The following is a 17,466-nucleotide window of genomic DNA, read 5'->3' as shown; positions in this document are numbered from 1 at the left end:
TGAATTTACGTATACCACTTCATATATTGCGTACGGAAGTATATCCTGCTGGTGAATGGGAAACGTTATGTGGAAATTGGTCAAAATGTTTACGCCTTTATGACGAGCCAATATATGTTTATGATGCATAATATGTTGTTTAGTGATTATAATGTATATTTTTTATTTATTTGTAAAAATTTCATTATATGATTTATATTAATTCCAAAATATTTTTATTATGTTAAAAAACTGTTTGAATTAGTATTTAAGACTAATCTAAGAGAGGTTTGTTATCGAATGGGGGTAAATATTACAAAAAAAGACAAAGTGGAGATTTCTAAAAAATTAAAAATTTTTTTGGCTGATCAATATTCACTTGAATTAGGCGATTACATAAGCTTTGAGATACTTGAATTTATAATAAAGGAACTAAATCCACATTTTAATCAAGCTACAAAGAATAGATTGGAAATTCTGTTAAAGAATATAGAGAAAGAGATATATAGTGAATTAGTTTCACACGGAAATAACAAAGCATAGAGGTTATTTCCGTGTGTTTAAATGTAGAATAGTTTGAACTTATAACTAAATAATGTGTTGCTATTAATTTGGTAGAATAGCGAGGATCAAGAGACTTGATGATATACAATTTTTAGAAGAGGTGGAATTGTGGAGTGAATATATTTGCAATTCCATCTTTTTATTTTTAACAAGCTTTTTGCAATTCAATATTGATACTAGATCCTTACAGAGGCTTTAAGGCAGCGTAATTCTGTAAAAGAATTTAAATATATTAAAGTTATTTCATGATTAAAATTTTCTGGTGAAGCATTATACAATTAAAAAAAAAGAGTTTTTTATCCCTTTTTATGGTAAAATCTCCTTAAGGTATATCTTCTATAAATCTAATCTTTTTCACAAGCTTAATTACAATTCTTAATCGTTATTCAGATATTAGAAGAATAATTTAAATATATAATAAGTAAGTTTATTTTTATTATATTGATATAGTTAAATATCCTATTATTTTATTTTTTGTAAAATATATCTTTTTTTCATTAACATTTAATGGTATATTGTTTATAGACAATGTTGTGGTAAATTATTGAATTTATAACATCATTTTCAAAAAATGAAGGTAGGTATTAAAATGGATAATGAAAAATATTTACAAGTCGTAGAAGATGAAGAGCTTGAACAATTAGTTGGTGGTATTGGACCTGGTTGGGTTGAAACTTTAACTAAAGATTGTCCTTGGAATATGCCTGTAGCATGCGTCACAATTATGGGACAAAGAATTTGTAAAAAATGCCGCTAATAGTTAAAGAGAGTAAGGCCTTTCGCCTTACTCTCTTTAATAATAATGAATTTCTAACTGTTTCTCCTACCTATAAAAAGAAGAGGTTATTATGAAAAATAATTCACATGGAATTTTGAATACAATAGATAATGGGTCTTCTTTAGTAACAAAAGAAGACCTAGAAAAAAATTTTGGTATCTTTTTAGAGGGTTTTTCATTTAATGATATCATTAAGAATGACGAAAACTATAATTTTCAAAAAATAATACAAGCATATGTAGTATTCTCTAAAAATATGATTAAAAATAAAATTGATTTTTTTGGTAATGTTGAGAGGATTTCTGAATCGATAATGTTTGATTTAGAAAGAAGGCTATACCAAGTATTAAGGCCATCCTTAATTGTATACATAAATAAACTTAGAGTAGAAAACGTTTTGATAGGAATGGATAGCGGTGAAGAATATAAGTATTTTACAAAGAACTTCTTTCATTTTAAAAGGTTCTATATAAATTTTTTTAAAATATTACCTTTATTAAATGAAAAAATTTTTAAAATAATTGAAAATGAAATAAATTATATGATTTGGTTACAAGGAACTCTTGAAAAAGATCAAAAAGAAATTCATAAAATGTCAACTTTTAATGTTATGCATGTGGAAAAAGTTACTAACCTAGGTGACTATCATAATAATGGAAAGAGAACAATACTTTTAGAAGATAAATTTAATAATAAGGTAATCTTAAAACCAGTTGATTTGAAAAATTCTACCTTATATCATAGTTTAATTAATCAACTGAATAAGGATTTAAATACTAATATCTTTATTCCGCAAGTAGTTAATAAGAGAAATTATGGATATATGGAATATATTAATCATGAATCATGTGAATCTACTGAGCAAATTAAAGATTATTATTATAATTTAGGTGTAGTGCTTTCTGTAATGTATTTGATTAATGGAAGTGACATACATAATGAAAACATCATAGCTAAACAATCCTCACCAGTCATAATTGATTTTGAGACATTAGGAAGTACATTAAATCCAAGTATCACTGAAGAAACAAGTAGTTTTATATTATCTAATTCAGTATTAAATTCTAGAATGCTACCTATAAAGTTTAGTGGAGGTAGAGAGGTAATAAGAGATTACAGTGCCATTGGGAGAGTAATGCAGAATTTGGTAAAAACAATTAAAATAAAAAATGAATTTACATCGAACCCGATTGAAATAAAAGAAGAGACAATAGTAGAAGATACAGTTCAGAATTTACCGTTTTTTAACGGTGATATATACGAGTATGATAATTATATAAAAGATATTATTAAAGGTTTTGAGGATGCATATAATACAGTCTTAAAAAATAAGAAGGAATATGTGTATATATTGAAAAATAGTGTTTCTAAATGGAATTATCGAAAAGTATATCGAAATACAAAAGTTTATTCTCTTTTATTAGATAGATTAAATGTTCCAGATCTATTAGAGAATAAATCAAAGACTATAAAGTATTTAAAAAATATACTTGAGAAAAATATCTACTTGGCTACTAGGAAAGATATTATTCAAAAAGAGATAGAGGCACTATTATCTTATGATGTTCCATATTTCTTTAATAAGTATGAATGGGGGTCTAACGAAAGTTTATCAAGTAATGAAATAGATTTAGAAATGAAATTCAAAAAAATTTCATATGCTGACTTTTTATTACAAAGAAAAATTATAGAAATATCCCTTTCTAATCAAAATGATAATCTATATAAGCTGAATACAGTAAAGGAAACAATAAATTTTCAGACTAATTTACCTACAAATAAAATAAGGGAAGCAATTACAGAGAAAATTCTTGATGGTTGTTATATATCAAAAGACGGTGATGTAGATTTTATTGGATTAAAAACAAATTGGCAAGGGGAGCTCGAGATAAACCATTTGAATAATGGAATATATGATGGGGTATTGGGAATAAGTACATTATTGAGAAATAACGCTGACCCTAATCACATTGAAATTATAAATAAACTCGAACAAAAAGCTTTGCAAGAAATACTAAACAGGAATAAAAATAATTATGGTTTTGTAAATGGTGTTAATGCTATCATTTCTTATTATTTAACAAATTCCCCATATAAAACCTATATTGATGAAAAGGTAGTATTGCAAATATTTATGGATATCAACTCTGATATTGAAAAAGGTCGATATAACGATAAACATTTTGATATATTAGGGGGTTCAGCTGGTTTAGTTTTAACTGCAGTTAAGTTCTATCAAGTTAATCCTAAGTATAAAATATTGCTTAAAGTTGCTGAAAATCTCGGCGATTACATTGTCAATAATATGCAAACAAATGATGAATTTTTATATTGGAAAGCTCACGATACTCTAAATTTAGAAGATTCTTTAAAGGGATTTGTTCATGGATTATCAGGTCAACTTCTCGCACTTTATAAGTTAAAAGACATATTAAAAACCAATAAGTACGATAGAGTAATACATGGTATACATAAAAGTGAGAAAATGAGTATGAGTGAATATGAGTATACAGACAGCTGGTGTAAAGGGTTTAGTGGAATGGGAATATCAAGAATTAAAATTTTAGAATCATATCAAAATGAAGATATACAATCAGATTTAATCTTTTTTAAAAATCAAATCTTAAGTACGTTACATGTAAACAGTGATTATTGTTTATGTCATGGTTTAATGGGGAAACTAGACTTTTTATTGGAGTTAGAAAATAGAGGTATGTTAGAGCAAAATGAAAAACAAATTGTTATGAAAGTAACAAATAACTTTTTGAATAATTTTGATATAGAAGATTTTAATCCTCATAAAATCGCATTATTTACAGGTTTAGGAAGTATTTTGTATTTTCTGCAAAGGTTAGAGAATAATAAACTAAATAGCATTTTATACTTTAATGCCTAGAATAGGTGATAAATATGTTAAGAAAGAAAATTAAGTTTATACCGCAAATGACGTCTTTTGATTGTGGGCCTAGTTGTCTAGCGATGATTATGCATTATTATGGTTTAGCAGTACAAGCTTCGGAAATTAGAAATAGTAAAATTATCAATAAAAAATCGTCATGGAGTTTGTTGGATATTAAAAAAGTTAGTGAATCGTATGGACTCTCTGCAACTGCATATAGAATAGAAAATACAGCTGATTTAAAAAGGATACAAAAGCCGATGATAGCATTTTGGGGCTTTAATCATTTTGTAATTATTGAAAGGGTTAAAGAAAATAAGTTTTATATTGTAGATCCTAAGGCAGGACCCATGGTAATTGATATAAGAAGTTTTGAAGAGATGTTCTGTAACTATATCTTAGTAATAGAAAACAAAGAAGATATACAGCCAGATATTAAAAGGCGTGAAAAACATATACTACTTAGATATATTGATCATTTTGTATCCCCTAGTCAGATGATCTTACTAGCACTACTAACATTATTAGCACAAATCTCAATTTTTACTTTTCCGTTTATTTTGAAAAAGTTTATGGATATTTTGAATGCTTCAAAGGAAGTGGATGTAAGATACCTATTAATTATATTGGGGAGTTTAATAGTTGTAATAGGGATAAAATCTATAACTTCAATTATAAAAGTAAGATTTCAAAAAGAGATTGATAGAAAAAGTACAACAAAAGTTTTTGAGCATATGTTTAATATCCCCATAGAAAAGATTACTTCACGTCATGCAGGAGATTTAAATGTAAGAATTATGAGTCTAGAGTCAATACGAGGATATATTTTAGAAGATCTAATTGAAATGATTATATCAATAGTAGTTATCATTCCATTATTGATGTATCTATTATATACTGAGACTTTTTATACTTTAATATTGATGTTTTTTATTGCTAGTTCCCTATTTATCAATATTTCCTTAGGAAAATTTATATATAATGCTAATTTAGTCGAAACGTATTACCTAGGGGAACATAGAGGTAAAATTAATGAATCATTAAAAGCAATGTATTATGTAAAGGCCACAGGGATTTTTTCTAAAATTAAATCTGTATGGAAAAAAGATTATAATAAATACTTAGATACGGTGCATAAACGAGTGCTAAAACAAAATGCTTTAGAATCATTTAATAGTTCCCTATCAACAATATTTATTATCATAATGCTTGCTGTAGGATTTTATAATTTTAGTAAAGGAGAAGGGGATTTAAGTAATATTTTTTTCTTTATTGCCATATCTAGCATTATATTTTCTCCGGTTTCAACAATTATAGGATCAATTTTAAATTGGAATTCAGTTAAACCAATTTTATTAAGAACTTTAGACATCTTGGAAGAGGAGTTGGAGATAGATAGATCGGATACTAAAGTAAACATTCTTAGAGGCTCAATTCAATTTAATAATATTTCGTTTAGTTTTGATGACAAAAAAATAATAGAAAACTTAAGTTTGAACATTAAAAATAACGAAAGTATTGCTATTGTTGGAGAAAGTGGCAGTGGGAAGTCTACTTTGGCTAATTTATTATTAAAATTGCATACTCCCGATAAGGGGAATATATTAATAGACAATAGAGATATTAAAGATTGGAACAGTGAGGAACTAAGAAAAAAGGTAGGACTAATGACTCAGGATGGAGTTTTATTTAGAGGTAGTTTATCTGAGAATTTATCTTACTTTGATATAAATTATGATCCTTCAAAAATCCAGAATGCTATACTGAAATTAAATCTAAGTAATTATATTCAATTTCAAAGTATAAATGATATTTTTATCTCTGAGGGAGGAACAAATTTCTCCGGTGGTCAAAGACAAAGATTAGCTATGTTACGTCTGTTTATGAAAGAATATCCGATTCTTATCTTAGATGAACCAACTAACCATTTAGATAGGGAAACGGCAAATACTGTTATTGAAAATATATTTGCCATGCCATCCACCAAGATTATTATTACTCATGATGAAAATATTTTAGAGCGTGTAGATAAAGTCTATGAACTTACTGATAAAAAATTAAAACAACGAGAAATATTTTCTAAACCCCAATTGCAAACATCAGGTAAAGGATGAATAGAATTTCTAATAAATCCATAATTTAATAGATACTTACTTTTATTTCGAAATGAGAAAGTGAGGAACAAAATGAAATTAGCAATTCAAACAAAAAATTTAACAAAGTCTTTTGACAATCAATCCATTGTAAGGGATTTAAACTTATCTGTTCCTGAAGGAAGTTTATATGCTTTTATTGGACCAAATGGTGCAGGGAAAACAACAACAATGCGAATGTTATTAGGATTAATTCCATTAGATAAAGGAACGATATTATTTAATGATAAAGATATCAAAGAATGGAAAGAAGAATTATTTGAAAATGTGGGGTGTTTTATTGATTCACCTACCTATTATCCTAATTTAACAGCATATGAAAATTTAGCCTATGTACAAAAAATGATTAATAAACCTTTAGATGAAATAGATAGAGTATTAAAAACTACAGGAATATATAAAGCAAAAGATAAAAAAGTGAAAGATTTTTCTTTAGGAATGAAACAAAGGCTAGGTATTTCCTTTGCTATTCTTAATGATCCTAAAATACTAATTCTTGATGAGCCGACAAATGGATTAGACCCAGAGGGAGTACACGAGATAAGGCGGTTATTACTTCATTTAGTAAAAAATGAGGGTAAGACAATATTTATTTCTAGTCATAATTTAGCTGAAATTGAAATGATAGCAGATCACATAGCATTACTACATAATGGTAACTTACTCTATGAAGGGAATTTAAACAGTATTATTACTTCTAGAGAATATATTGTTCATGTTAATGACACTACTGCCACAGAAAGGATTTTGAATACAGAGGGTATACCTTATAGCATAGAAAAAGAAGAGATATTCAAACTTATAATAGATCAAAATAGTGTTCCTAATTTAACCAGAATATTAATTAAAAATGATATAGATATTTTTGAAGTTAGCCCTAAAAAGCTAACATTAGAGGAAGTATTTTTATCTTTAACTAAACAAAAGGAGTTACTATAATAATGCAATTTATCTTTAAAAGTGTGAATAGTGAGATGAGGAAAATCGGTGGGAGAAAATTATTATTATTTTCTTTGTTTTTTTCATTATTATCAAGCTTTTTGTGTATAAGTTATTTTATTTTTAACAAGAATAACCCTGACATGTTTCAATCTACAAACCTTATAGCAATTACAGTAAACTTTAATACACTAACGTTAAGCATTTTTTCTGCTTGTATGTGGTATTTTATCATTTCTTCTGAAAATAAATATGGCACTTGGGCCATTATTTATACAAAGCCAATTTCAAAGTTTAAATTATTGGTAGCTAAAAATTTATTGTTTATACTGTTCTATTTAATCTTTAATATTTTAAATTTTTCAGTTATGGGTATGTATATTTTTATAAATGGATATGAAATATCTATACTTTATTTTTTGAAAATGTTGTTACTTTGTACAATTCTATCTTTAGCAATACCATATTCTCAATTACTTTTTCATTTAATTATAAAAAAGGGAATTCTTGCGGCGTCTTTGTCAGTTATTTGGATTTTCTTTAGCGTAACATATGGATTATTCCCTGCAGTATTCACAAAGACATTTCCAATATTTTATGCATTGAATATAGTAAGTGACGTAATGATGAAAGAAACAACTATTTTACTATATCTTGCAAGTTCTTCAATCTATATTTTAGGAATTATGTTATTAACTGTGAGTTTTAAATATTATACTTATGAATAATAAAGGGTGAAATAAGTGGGTATATTAGGTGAATATAAAAAAAGTCTTCATAATGGATTGTATATCCTGTTACTATTGTTTATGTTAATACCAATTAGTTTTCAAATCTTTCTAACTGTATCATCTCAATCAAAAGATGGCGTTTTCATGCATATAGCGATTCTAAGCCTTTTTTGTAGATTATTTTTACCAATTGCCATAGGTCTATTAGTATCTTTTTCTTTTGTAAATGAATTCAGAAGAAAAGGATATATGTCTGCTATTTATCATGGAGTTACTTTAAAAACTATATTAAGTAATAAGTTTCTGTTTTGTTTAATAATTACTTTTTGTTATTTAATATGTGCTTTAGTCATAACTAGTATACCTATAGTATTAACAGTTGATAGTCTTGGGACTGTTTATCAAAAATTAATTCTTTCTGTACTTTTTATGGTAATTAGCTCTCTAATTATAGTGAATCTACATTTTTTAATAAATATAATATTCTATAAAATCCCCTTACTTTCATTATTAGTAGGAGTTATAGGCGGACTGGGTAGTTTTTTTATCTCCCATACAAACTATTGGATACTATTTCCTTGGTCATATCCAATTATGAGTCTTTATATCGATAGCATTGAACCAAAACAGTTATATATTATTCTTATTGTATATGTATTATCATTAATAGGTTGTATATTTATTATTAAAAAATCAATGCGATGGAATTAAAGTTAAAATAAGAAGAGTAGTATTATTAAAAATAGAGCGTGTTGTAGTTGCTAGAAGCTGAAACTCGATACGTTAAGTGGAGTAATAAGACATGCTGATCAAGTACTATTGAATTCAAAGAAGCTAAAATATGAAGAATGCAATTTATGGCTGATAGAATATCTATTAAAAATTATCCATATGAAAAAGGTAGCTGTACAAAAGTACAGCTACCTTTTTTCACAAAAACATCCGTATACAAGAACAATCTTAGCGTAAACTTGCGCTTAATGGTACTTGAGAATAAACTGTGAAACTGTTACCATAAGTACCGTGTTTAGAAAATGAGGAAGAAATTGAACCGTTTCAACTTTTGTAGGAAGATCCAGATGTATCTGCTCTTAGAAGTACGTTTGAAAAGCTAGCTTGGCTAAAAGAATTACGTCCAGTATCTTCAACGCCCTGAACCATCTTTACTGGTTCATATTGAGAAAATGAGCCATATACAGGACTAGAAATTCCATTTACATACATAGTAACCGTACCATTCCCGTTATTAATTATTTAAGGTTTACTCGATCACCATCTTTAATTGATGTATCATATTGTGTGTTCCAATTCTTACTGTTTTGACCTGATTCATTATATCCTGAATTAAGAAATACTTTATATCCACTTGGTGTTTTTGAAATACCACCCTCAACTTTAGATGCTCCAATACCTAAATGCCAATTCACATATCCATCTTTAACAACAACTGATTTTGGTAGATTTATATCAGCTGCAATCCCAGTATAACTACTATTTGTAACACTTTTTACAGCACCTTCTGTAGCTGCAAAACTTGTAGTTGAAAACATTGATAGAGAAATTAGAAGTGAACCGACTAGATACATCATTTTTTTCTTACTTTTCCTTAATACTTGATTCATTTTTAATTATTAAATTGTATTGAAAGTTGGCCAACTAACTACGACTTACAAACCAAAGATACATTAGGTTTAATTTAATGTATATATTTTCCTGTCATAAGTCATTGAAATGTCAAATAAATTAGATGTTTCATATTTATCAATATAGGGGATTTTTCAAAAGATATATCTCAAATTCTGAGAAATAAAATAAAAACAAATGAATTGTTTGTGTTAAAGAATTTATTGCAATAGTTCGTAGGTGAAGGGAAATATATGCTTTAAAAGGCGTGGAATTCCTATATAAAAAGAAGAAAGGGGGGCCAGCTATGGAAAAGACAAGATCAAAGTTAAATAATGCAACTATTGAAGGGAGTATAGAGACATTAAAAGATGAAAATGAATGTTTACGTATGGAAATCAATTATTTAAAAAAGTTAAAGGCCTTACTTCAAAAAGAGAAGAAATTACAGAACAAGACTAAGTGGAAGTTCTAGTCGACCATTCTACGTACAATTATAGTAACAAGAATAGTCCGAAACAAATCTGTTTCGGACTAGGGGTTCAATATTTTATCCATTGTATTCTACATTTTTTATAAAAAGTTGAATTTTCTGATTTTAAATCCAAGAAAAATGTATTACGTTAATCAATAGATACTTCTGCAGAGACACTAGGTATTGTTGGTGATGGTGTATCTCCACCATTAGAAGAAGATTGTTGAGGTGAAAGTAAACTATTCATGCCACATGCTAATGCACTTATTACTACCATACTTAGTACAATCTTTTTTATTTTTTTCATCACTTTAACGCTCCTTTTTTCAAATGTTTCTTACCAGCATTACTGCTAATGTAGAAATATTTGCTCGCCTTAACATGGTTATCTGTCTCATAAAATTGAGTTGCTAAAATCTCTGCATATTCTTTTACACAATCCCACATTTCTTCTTTTTCAAAATAAGAAATTGCATCAGTCACTACTTTTTCTAGTTTAATTCTAGGTAATTCTGTGAGTAGTTCATTTAAAACTGCGAAACGGTGCTTATATTCCTCATTTCCTGCTTCATTCGTATAGTTTATTCCATGCTCGATATATGATTTAGCTGTTTCAATGCCTTCTAATTTATAATATGCTCTTGCTAAGACAAATAATGCTTTAAAATGATTCGGTATTTTATTTATAATTTCAGAACTCTGTCGGATCGCCAATGGATATAAATCTTGAATATTATATAACCAGCCTAAATTGTAACGTGCTCTTAATAATAAATGTTCCTCATTATGCTTATTAAAAACATCAATAACCGTATTGAGACATTCTTCCGCTTTTTCAAATTCTCTTAGATCTATACAGGCTAAACCATATACATTGTCGCATAAAGCAGTATTAATTTCATATCCTACATGGTTCAAATATATTTTTTTGGCTTTTACTACATGTTGAATCGCTTCAAATGGTTGATAAGATTGATAACAGTAAGTTGAAAATCTATACTCAAACTCGGCCTGTTCTATTTCATCAGGTATATCAATTAAAAGCCTTTCCGCCTTTTCATAATGTGTTTTCGCTTCAGTATAATTTGCTATAATTGTAAAGTGGATTGCCTTAAAGAAATGATAATAATAAGCTAAAAATAAAAAATCCTCTTCGATATTAGGGAATTTTTCTATATTCTTAAAGGAATCTTTTGTAATACTCACTCCATCTACCAAGACTTTATATCTAAAATCTAGTAGTGAGTAATAAAATGATAAATATGGATCAGTTTCTATTACTTTTAAGCTTTCCTTTACTTGTAGATATGTTTGTTTTGCTTCTTTTACATGATATAAACGAATTTTTTCATACCATTCATTTAATAATTCCATCAATTGCTTATTACTTTTTTCTTGAACAGTCATAATATCCCCCTTTTCTCTGTAAAGGCTTAATCTGATAATAACAGGAAATAGATAGTTTATAATTAACTACGATTTTTTTCATGAATAATAAGAATATTCTGAATAATTAAGGCGTCCTTATTTTGTTGATATAGTCAATTTGTTTTAAAACAGACCGTCTGTAATAGGCGGTCTGTTGTTTGTTATGGTCGGCGACTGCTATTCTTTTACTCATCTCATATTATATTTAGTTTAAGAATTGAGAATAGAAGAATAGGATTAGAAAAATTAATGTTTTGCCAAATAATTTATTGAATAGATTTAAAGGGATAAACAGCTCTCCTATGGTAAGGCTTTTGAGTTTATTCCTGTTTGGGTTTTTTAACAATTCTTTAAATGTTCGAAAGTTTATTTTATTAACGAAAGACCAACTTGGCATAGCTTTTATATCTGAATCTATTTTGAAAATGATATGAATACTATGTGTATGAAAGCCACCTATACTTAAAATAAGCATAAATCCTAAAATAATGAACCAAGTCATTTTCTAGCACCTCCTTCAGTATTTAATATTAAGATATTAATAACGTTGAGGAAGTGTGCTATTGTCCATGAAAAATATTGAGAAATTGTTGAGGGAACGTTGAAAATATTGCAATGCAATTGATCGCAGCATAGTTAACTATGCTTGTCCTTGTTATTTTTGTAAAAAAAGGAAAAGAGAACAGTTGCGTAGACTGTTCTCTTAAGGAGCGGAAGCGCTGAACATTTTGCAATGACAATGATTCAAGCCTTCCAATTATAGTGTGTGCAAATCGTTACAATTCATACATTAAAATTACTTTATTATCGAGTGAGTGTATTAGAAAGTACAAAGAGCACTTTTCAAAAGTGCTCTTTGTAAGGCGTACATTAGGACTTGAAAGAGGCATCATTGCATTTTGAAAGGAGATATCTATATACAACATATGAAGATGCTTTGAAAAGGTGACGATAAAAACAAAAGAGCAGTAAGGATGTACGAATTGCTCAGCTTCAGGGGAATTGGAGAAGGGGGGATTTATATTGTTAGGGAGATTCTTGCATGCTATTCTACTATAATATTGATAAACTATGCAGATGAATAATAAGAATGAAATTATTAATTAACGGAAAATTCTATTAAAACTTTATAAAATTAAATAAGTTTACAAATATATCCATAAAAGGTATGGTTAATTTATGTTAAAATTTTACATAAGGGGTGGTTATGTGAAGAAAAAAAGAGATTTTCTTTTTAAGTTTGTGTCGTTGTTAGTATGTTTAATTTTTATTTTGCAGACATCCTCAGTAAGTTTTGCAGAAAGCTCTTCAGAGCCTTTAGCACCTACTCATGTTAATAGTTGTGATAAGTTATTGGACAGTGTTTCTGTTGAAGAGTTTGAGAGGACTGTATCGTTGGAGAATAATACTGAAACTATTAAAATTACAAACCAAGACATTGTTAAAAAATATATAGAAGAGAATGATTTTGAAAAACCATCTAATCTTATACCAGCTGAACTTACTTTTGTAAGGTCTCTATCAAACGAAAATAATCAAAATAATTACTCGCAAAGTTTAGCACCAGCTTCATATTATCTTAAAAATAAAACAGCTACTTCAGCTTGTGGAAGTTCTGTATTAAAAAAAGTAAGTGGTAATTCAGGTTCTTTAACATTAAGTTTTTCTTCAAAAATTGCTGCTTCATGGAATGCAAGTGTAGGTGTAAGTGCAAGTGTGGTTTCGGCAGGAGTAGGATTTAATGTATCAGCTGAGTATTCTGTAACTCAAAGTAATACAATTGATACAAATGGAAGATATGCTGAGATTAGAGCTTATGCAGAATATACCGGTTATCGTTTTGATGTATGGGAGTCTGGATGGTTTGGTGATAAAAAAGTTGGAAACGGGACAGCATTAAGACCTGTTGGAATATGTTTTGTGACATATCGTTAATTTAATGTTAAGAAAAAGAATCCTTGAAATTAAGGATTCTTTTTTCATAGTTTGATAATATGGTAGGAAAGGGGGTAATTGTTTGAAAAATATAAAAATACGTAATGTGGTTTTAACATTTATCGTATTAATCGGCATTATACTTCTTGTGAAGAGCTTGGACTTTGCAAATAACCTTACTCATTCTTGGGTGCAAAGTTTAGGCGGTGATGTAGAGACATCGACATATAATATTATGTTAAATAATTATATGAATGTTTTCCAAATATCGGGAGGTATTTTATTTGGGATTGGATTTTTTCTATTATTATATTCGGTATTCTTTTGTAAGGAGTAGATCAATTATTAAATAAAGGTTGTGGGAGTTACTTACCGCAACCATTTTCTTATCTAACAATAGACAAAGTTATTAAAAGGGGAAACGTTGGTAAAGTAAAGGGCATCATTCTAAGAATGATGCCCTGATCATGCTATACTTTACCTACTGATTTACTTTTTCAATTGTAGGCATTACGGCAATTGGTGGTAATGATGCAGTCCAACCAACTGCATATACGTTTAATTTATCACCTATTGTGTAGTCTTCACCACTTGAAATAGGAACTCTTAAAATCTTATTCTGAGAAACTAACTCCCACCAATCATCTTGATAAGCAAGTGCTTCGTCCTTTGTAGAAGTAGCAGCAACTACTAAGTAATGATTATCTACTGAAATAACATATCCAGTAAAAGGTTCTTGTTCTTGGTTCTGAAGAGAATGAATTGGTGTAGTGCTTACTGACGACTTATTGGAATCTGCAAAAGCTGGTGTTAATCCGAAAGTAAATCCACATCCTAATGTTAAGGTTGTTACGGCTGTTACTAATTTTTGTTTTTTTGTAAACATCATATATCCCCCTTATATTTTATCCCTACAATATCCGTTTTCTATTTTTATATATATAAAGCCTTTTAATATTAAGATGTTTAACAATTCTGTCACAATCATTCCATAAATGTTAATATTATCTATTAATGGGAGTGTTTTTATGTTATAATTCACTAGGTGAACTATTGTTGTTCCTTTCATCTTTTGATGGATGTATGCCCTTCCTTAATTGTAAATATGTTCGATTTGCCAAAAGTTGAAAAGTAAAGATAGCTAGAATCTATGAATATATGGAAAATACTGGAAGTTATTACTTGGGCAAAGCCTCAACTGAAATCATCAAAAAACACGATGTTATTGGTATAGAGGTTTTGCTTGTATCAATTTAAAAAATGAAGTGATAAGGCTTCTAACCGCAAGGAATCCCCACTTTCACTTCGCTTAGAAGTGAAAGTGGGGGGAGTTCAAAAATATAATCTTCTATTTTTCTTAATGCACTCTCTATAGACCTACTTCTCTAAATGCAGAACGCACTGTTTGTGTTGTACCAAAAGGAACATCTCCATTTTTCGTAAGTATTTGAGCGACTCTGACCAATACTTTTACAGCATCTTTAAAGTTGGCAGTTGGCCACAGATTCTGTAATGCCTGGTACCATAGCTTTGCAGCCTTATCAGTACCAATTTCCATAGAAACCAAATAGAAAACTCTATTAAAGATACCACTATTAATATGAACCCCATTATTATCAGAACATCCGTCATAATAGTTTTTCATATGATCTGGTTGTGGATCTGTGCCCATTAATGGATTATCAAATGCTGTTCCTGGTGCTTTCATAGATCGTAATGCCTCACCAAATAAACTAGGGCCCATAATATCATTTCCTATTAACCAATCTGCGTCGTGAGCTGTTTGACCGTTTGAATGTTGTTTAATAGCGGTGCCAAAAACATCAGAGAAATGTTCATTTAAAGCACCAGATTGACAAGAATATTCTAGATTTGCAGTGTATTGTGTTACTCCATGTGCTAATTCATGACCAATTACATCTTTAGAATTAGCAAAATTAATAAAGATGTTACCATCCCCATCACCAAAAGTCATTTCATCCCCATCCCAAAAGGCGTTTAGAAAGTTAGTACCATAGTGTACATTTAAAATTAAATCTAAGCCCCGATTATCAATGGAATCTCGATTTAAAACGTTTTTAAAATAATCGCGTACAATACCAGAGTACTCATATACTTTATTAACTATGTCATCTTGAGTATCAGATTCTCCTTCAGAGCGAACTAATTTTATTCGTTGTACCCATTGATTTTGGCAATCATATATTTCACGTCTAGATGCGCCAGTTGATTGTAATGCTACAGTTGTATTATCAGTAAAACCTGCTTCTAATTCTGTTACATGAATCGTTTTTTGTTTTCTTTTTGTACGACTGTCTTTACTCTCTTTAATGCTCATTTGTGATCCGTCTACGCCAGCTCTTGCCATATGGGCTAGGATAGATGGGGGAATAAAACTACATTTAACTCCCTTGTGATTTTGACACATATAAAACACTCCTTTTTATTTAAGATTCAGCCCCCAGTATCTCCTGAAAATAACCGAATATACCTGTTTGAATAATCAGTTATATATTTCTCAAAAAAATAGATTAGGATAAAAATTAATACAGTGATGGAAAGTATAAGTGTTTACTATTAGACAATTTAAATTAAAAATTGGTTTTGTTAAGTTACATATGAATATAAAAAATAAAAGAGGGTGAGTATATATGTTGATACGCTCAATCAACATATATTGGAGGAAAGAATAATGCGTGAAAAAAAGATATTTATTATTCGTCATGGTGAAGCGAAAGGTAATGATTTAGATTGTCCATTAACATCAGAGGGAATAAAACAAGTGGAAAATATGGTAGTATCTCTTCTACAAACAGAAGAGATAAAAGAATGCAAAATAATTTCTAGTGAATATCAAAGGGCTGTGGAAACAGCTGAAATTTTTGCTAAACATTTAGATATGGATCTGAATGTTTGTAAGGATTGGAGATTGAATGAAATTAATGTCGGAAGTATTAAAGAAAATTTCAAGGAAGAATTAAAGAAACGCTTTGAATGTGTAAATTCAAAATTTGAAGGCGAAGGCGGAGAATCGATTCACCAAGTTATGGAACGAACACATCAAGTGATAAGGGACATAATAAATGAAAATAATAAAAATAATTATATTTTAGTAACACACAGAATTACCGCTGTACTCTTATTACATTATTTTGATAAGCAATTTGGCTTTGATAAAGCATGGAGCTTAACTTCACCAGATGCGTATTTAATAAAAATAAGTGAAGAGAGATTCAAAGTTGAACATATAAAAATATGAATATACAAATTTAATTTGTAGGTTCCTATATAGACGTAAACCATTTTAGTAATAGTTAACTTATTTTTGTAATAAAGCGATTATATTTATCGGCATTACGTAATTATTTGAAAATTTTTCAGGAGATATATAAATAAATTATCCTTTTGAAAATTTAGTTTTTGAGAGAGGGGGAATCGAAGGTATTGGATATGTAGGAGCTTTAGAATATTTAGAAACTGTAAAAATATATTATCAAGCATTGAAAGGTTTGGAGATATGTCTGCAGGAGCAATTACAGCCCTTCCCGAACGAGAAAGCCCCTCGCCTTTAGGCATGGGATGAAAGTGAGGTTGGATAAGGAGTGCACTAAAAACCGCAAGGTTTGTGGCACTCTAAGTATCCAAAATGTTGGTATCTTTTATTTTTTTATCTTTCGTGTTGCAGTTTTATAATCTAACTGATACGATGCAAACATGATGAATGATTATAGAAGAACCAAAACAACCGTGTCATTAATTAACTATCATTTTGTGTTTTGCCCGCGATACAGAAGAAAGATTTTTCTTAACACAAAAGTAGAAGAACGTTTCAAGGAGTTGGTTCAAGAAATATGCGGAGAATTGGATATTTCTATTGTTGCAATGGAATGCGACAAAGACCACGTTCACTTGTTCTTAAATACACCACCAACACTTAGTCCTGCTGATACAATGGCAAAAAT

Annotated in this window: 17 protein-coding genes and 1 pseudogene; 12 read left to right on the top strand and 6 right to left on the bottom strand. The window is 29.0% G+C overall.

Going from position 1 to position 17,466, the window contains the following annotated elements; all coding sequences use genetic code 11:
• The first annotated feature begins 279 nt into the window (after positions 1–279).
• From MR170_RS25645 to MR170_RS25615, 7 genes are all read left to right on the top strand, one after another.
• On the top strand, positions 280–522 hold the full coding sequence (locus MR170_RS25645; protein ID WP_098640811.1) for a DUF2164 family protein: 243 nt from the start codon (positions 280–282) through the stop codon (positions 520–522).
• A 610-nt stretch (positions 523–1,132) separates the two neighbouring features.
• Positions 1,133–1,300, top strand: a complete 168-nt coding sequence (locus MR170_RS25640; protein WP_000368259.1) for a type A2 lanthipeptide — start codon at positions 1,133–1,135, stop codon at positions 1,298–1,300.
• A gap of 91 nt (positions 1,301–1,391) precedes the next feature.
• A complete protein-coding gene (lanM, locus tag MR170_RS25635) occupies positions 1,392–4,217 on the top strand; it encodes a type 2 lanthipeptide synthetase LanM (protein ID WP_242309896.1) in 2,826 nt (941 codons plus the stop codon).
• Between the two features lie 14 nt (positions 4,218–4,231).
• Positions 4,232–6,334 carry a peptidase domain-containing ABC transporter gene (locus MR170_RS25630; RefSeq protein ID WP_242309893.1) on the top strand — a complete coding sequence of 701 codons (2,103 nt, stop codon included), beginning with the start codon at positions 4,232–4,234 and terminating at the stop codon, positions 6,332–6,334.
• A gap of 72 nt (positions 6,335–6,406) precedes the next feature.
• Positions 6,407–7,312 carry an ABC transporter ATP-binding protein gene (locus MR170_RS25625; RefSeq protein WP_000761418.1) on the top strand — a complete coding sequence of 302 codons (906 nt, stop codon included), beginning with the start codon at positions 6,407–6,409 and terminating at the stop codon, positions 7,310–7,312.
• A 2-nt stretch (positions 7,313–7,314) separates the two neighbouring features.
• Positions 7,315–8,040: an ABC transporter permease gene (locus tag MR170_RS25620; RefSeq protein ID WP_001159643.1), complete on the top strand. Its 726-nt coding sequence runs from the start codon at positions 7,315–7,317 to the stop codon at positions 8,038–8,040.
• A gap of 15 nt (positions 8,041–8,055) precedes the next feature.
• The gene (locus MR170_RS25615; RefSeq protein WP_242309890.1) at positions 8,056–8,754 is read left to right on the top strand and encodes an ABC transporter permease; all 699 of its coding nucleotides are present in this window, start codon (positions 8,056–8,058) and stop codon (positions 8,752–8,754) included.
• A 249-nt stretch (positions 8,755–9,003) separates the two neighbouring features.
• Here the strand turns inward: MR170_RS25615 and MR170_RS25610 are convergent.
• A pseudogene (locus MR170_RS25610) lies at positions 9,004–9,665 on the bottom strand (hypothetical protein).
• 308 nt (positions 9,666–9,973) lie between these two features.
• Between MR170_RS25610 and MR170_RS25605 the strand changes: the two are divergent.
• Positions 9,974–10,141 carry a hypothetical protein gene (locus MR170_RS25605; RefSeq protein WP_242309886.1) on the top strand — a complete coding sequence of 56 codons (168 nt, stop codon included), beginning with the start codon at positions 9,974–9,976 and terminating at the stop codon, positions 10,139–10,141.
• Positions 10,142–10,289: 148 nt separating this feature from the next.
• Here the strand turns inward: MR170_RS25605 and MR170_RS25600 are convergent, their stop codons facing one another.
• The 3 genes from MR170_RS25600 to MR170_RS25590 all read right to left on the bottom strand — a co-directional run bounded on the left by MR170_RS25600 (position 10,290) and on the right by MR170_RS25590 (position 12,071).
• Positions 10,290–10,448 (bottom strand): Phr family secreted Rap phosphatase inhibitor, encoded by a 159-nt coding sequence (locus tag MR170_RS25600; RefSeq protein ID WP_000721350.1) that lies wholly within the window; start codon positions 10,446–10,448, stop codon positions 10,290–10,292.
• Positions 10,448–11,548 carry a response regulator aspartate phosphatase gene (locus tag MR170_RS25595; RefSeq protein WP_016083008.1) on the bottom strand — a complete coding sequence of 367 codons (1,101 nt, stop codon included), beginning with the start codon at positions 11,546–11,548 and terminating at the stop codon, positions 10,448–10,450. The genes MR170_RS25600 and MR170_RS25595 overlap by 1 nt, the downstream gene beginning before the upstream one ends.
• A 226-nt stretch (positions 11,549–11,774) precedes the next feature.
• Positions 11,775–12,071: a hypothetical protein gene (locus MR170_RS25590; protein ID WP_242309884.1), complete on the bottom strand. Its 297-nt coding sequence runs from the start codon at positions 12,069–12,071 to the stop codon at positions 11,775–11,777.
• A gap of 707 nt (positions 12,072–12,778) precedes the next feature.
• On the opposite strand from MR170_RS25590, the gene MR170_RS25585 reads away from it, so the two are divergent.
• Positions 12,779–13,504: a hypothetical protein gene (locus MR170_RS25585; protein ID WP_242309882.1), complete on the top strand. Its 726-nt coding sequence runs from the start codon at positions 12,779–12,781 to the stop codon at positions 13,502–13,504.
• Positions 13,505–13,586: 82 nt separating this feature from the next.
• A complete protein-coding gene (locus tag MR170_RS25580; protein ID WP_063549887.1) occupies positions 13,587–13,841 on the top strand; it encodes a hypothetical protein in 255 nt (84 codons plus the stop codon).
• Between the two features lie 144 nt (positions 13,842–13,985).
• Here MR170_RS25580 and MR170_RS25575 read toward each other — a convergent pair whose 3' ends face one another.
• Positions 13,986–14,390, bottom strand: a complete 405-nt coding sequence (locus tag MR170_RS25575) for a DUF3221 domain-containing protein (RefSeq protein WP_242309880.1) — start codon at positions 14,388–14,390, stop codon at positions 13,986–13,988.
• A gap of 483 nt (positions 14,391–14,873) precedes the next feature.
• Complete coding sequence (locus tag MR170_RS25570; RefSeq protein WP_064532303.1) at positions 14,874–15,932, bottom strand: M4 family metallopeptidase; 1,059 nt, start codon at positions 15,930–15,932, stop codon at positions 14,874–14,876.
• A 264-nt stretch (positions 15,933–16,196) separates the two neighbouring features.
• Here MR170_RS25570 and MR170_RS25565 point away from each other — a divergent pair, with 264 nt between their 5' ends.
• Positions 16,197–16,763 (top strand): histidine phosphatase family protein, encoded by a 567-nt coding sequence (locus tag MR170_RS25565; protein WP_001208319.1) that lies wholly within the window; start codon positions 16,197–16,199, stop codon positions 16,761–16,763.
• A gap of 455 nt (positions 16,764–17,218) precedes the next feature.
• The coding region (tnpA, locus tag MR170_RS25560; protein WP_141532387.1) for an IS200/IS605 family transposase at positions 17,219–17,466 on the top strand (248 nt) is incomplete at its 3' end.

Source organism: Bacillus cereus group sp. BfR-BA-01524 (assembly GCF_022662595.1).
GTDB lineage: Bacteria > Bacillota > Bacilli > Bacillales > Bacillaceae_G > Bacillus_A > Bacillus_A thuringiensis_S.
This window is presented reverse-complemented; position numbering and strand designations above follow the sequence as displayed.

Bases quoted from the DNA above. Each gene is read 5' to 3' on its own strand.
- MR170_RS25645 (WP_098640811.1), top strand. From the start codon at position 280: ATGGGGGTAAATATTACAAAAAAAGACAAAGTGGAGATTTCTAAAAAA.
- MR170_RS25640 (WP_000368259.1), top strand. From the start codon at position 1,133: ATGGATAATGAAAAATATTTACAAGTCGTAGAAGATGAAGAGCTTGAA.
- lanM (WP_242309896.1), top strand. From the start codon at position 1,392: ATGAAAAATAATTCACATGGAATTTTGAATACAATAGATAATGGGTCT.
- MR170_RS25630 (WP_242309893.1), top strand. From the start codon at position 4,232: ATGTTAAGAAAGAAAATTAAGTTTATACCGCAAATGACGTCTTTTGAT.
- MR170_RS25625 (WP_000761418.1), top strand. From the start codon at position 6,407: ATGAAATTAGCAATTCAAACAAAAAATTTAACAAAGTCTTTTGACAAT.
- MR170_RS25620 (WP_001159643.1), top strand. From the start codon at position 7,315: ATGCAATTTATCTTTAAAAGTGTGAATAGTGAGATGAGGAAAATCGGT.
- MR170_RS25605 (WP_242309886.1), top strand. From the start codon at position 9,974: ATGGAAAAGACAAGATCAAAGTTAAATAATGCAACTATTGAAGGGAGT.
- MR170_RS25600 (WP_000721350.1), bottom strand. From the start codon at position 10,448: ATGAAAAAAATAAAAAAGATTGTACTAAGTATGGTAGTAATAAGTGCA.
- MR170_RS25595 (WP_016083008.1), bottom strand. From the start codon at position 11,548: ATGACTGTTCAAGAAAAAAGTAATAAGCAATTGATGGAATTATTAAAT.
- MR170_RS25590 (WP_242309884.1), bottom strand. From the start codon at position 12,071: ATGACTTGGTTCATTATTTTAGGATTTATGCTTATTTTAAGTATAGGT.
- MR170_RS25575 (WP_242309880.1), bottom strand. From the start codon at position 14,390: ATGTTTACAAAAAAACAAAAATTAGTAACAGCCGTAACAACCTTAACA.
- MR170_RS25570 (WP_064532303.1), bottom strand. From the start codon at position 15,932: ATGTGTCAAAATCACAAGGGAGTTAAATGTAGTTTTATTCCCCCATCT.
- MR170_RS25565 (WP_001208319.1), top strand. From the start codon at position 16,197: ATGCGTGAAAAAAAGATATTTATTATTCGTCATGGTGAAGCGAAAGGT.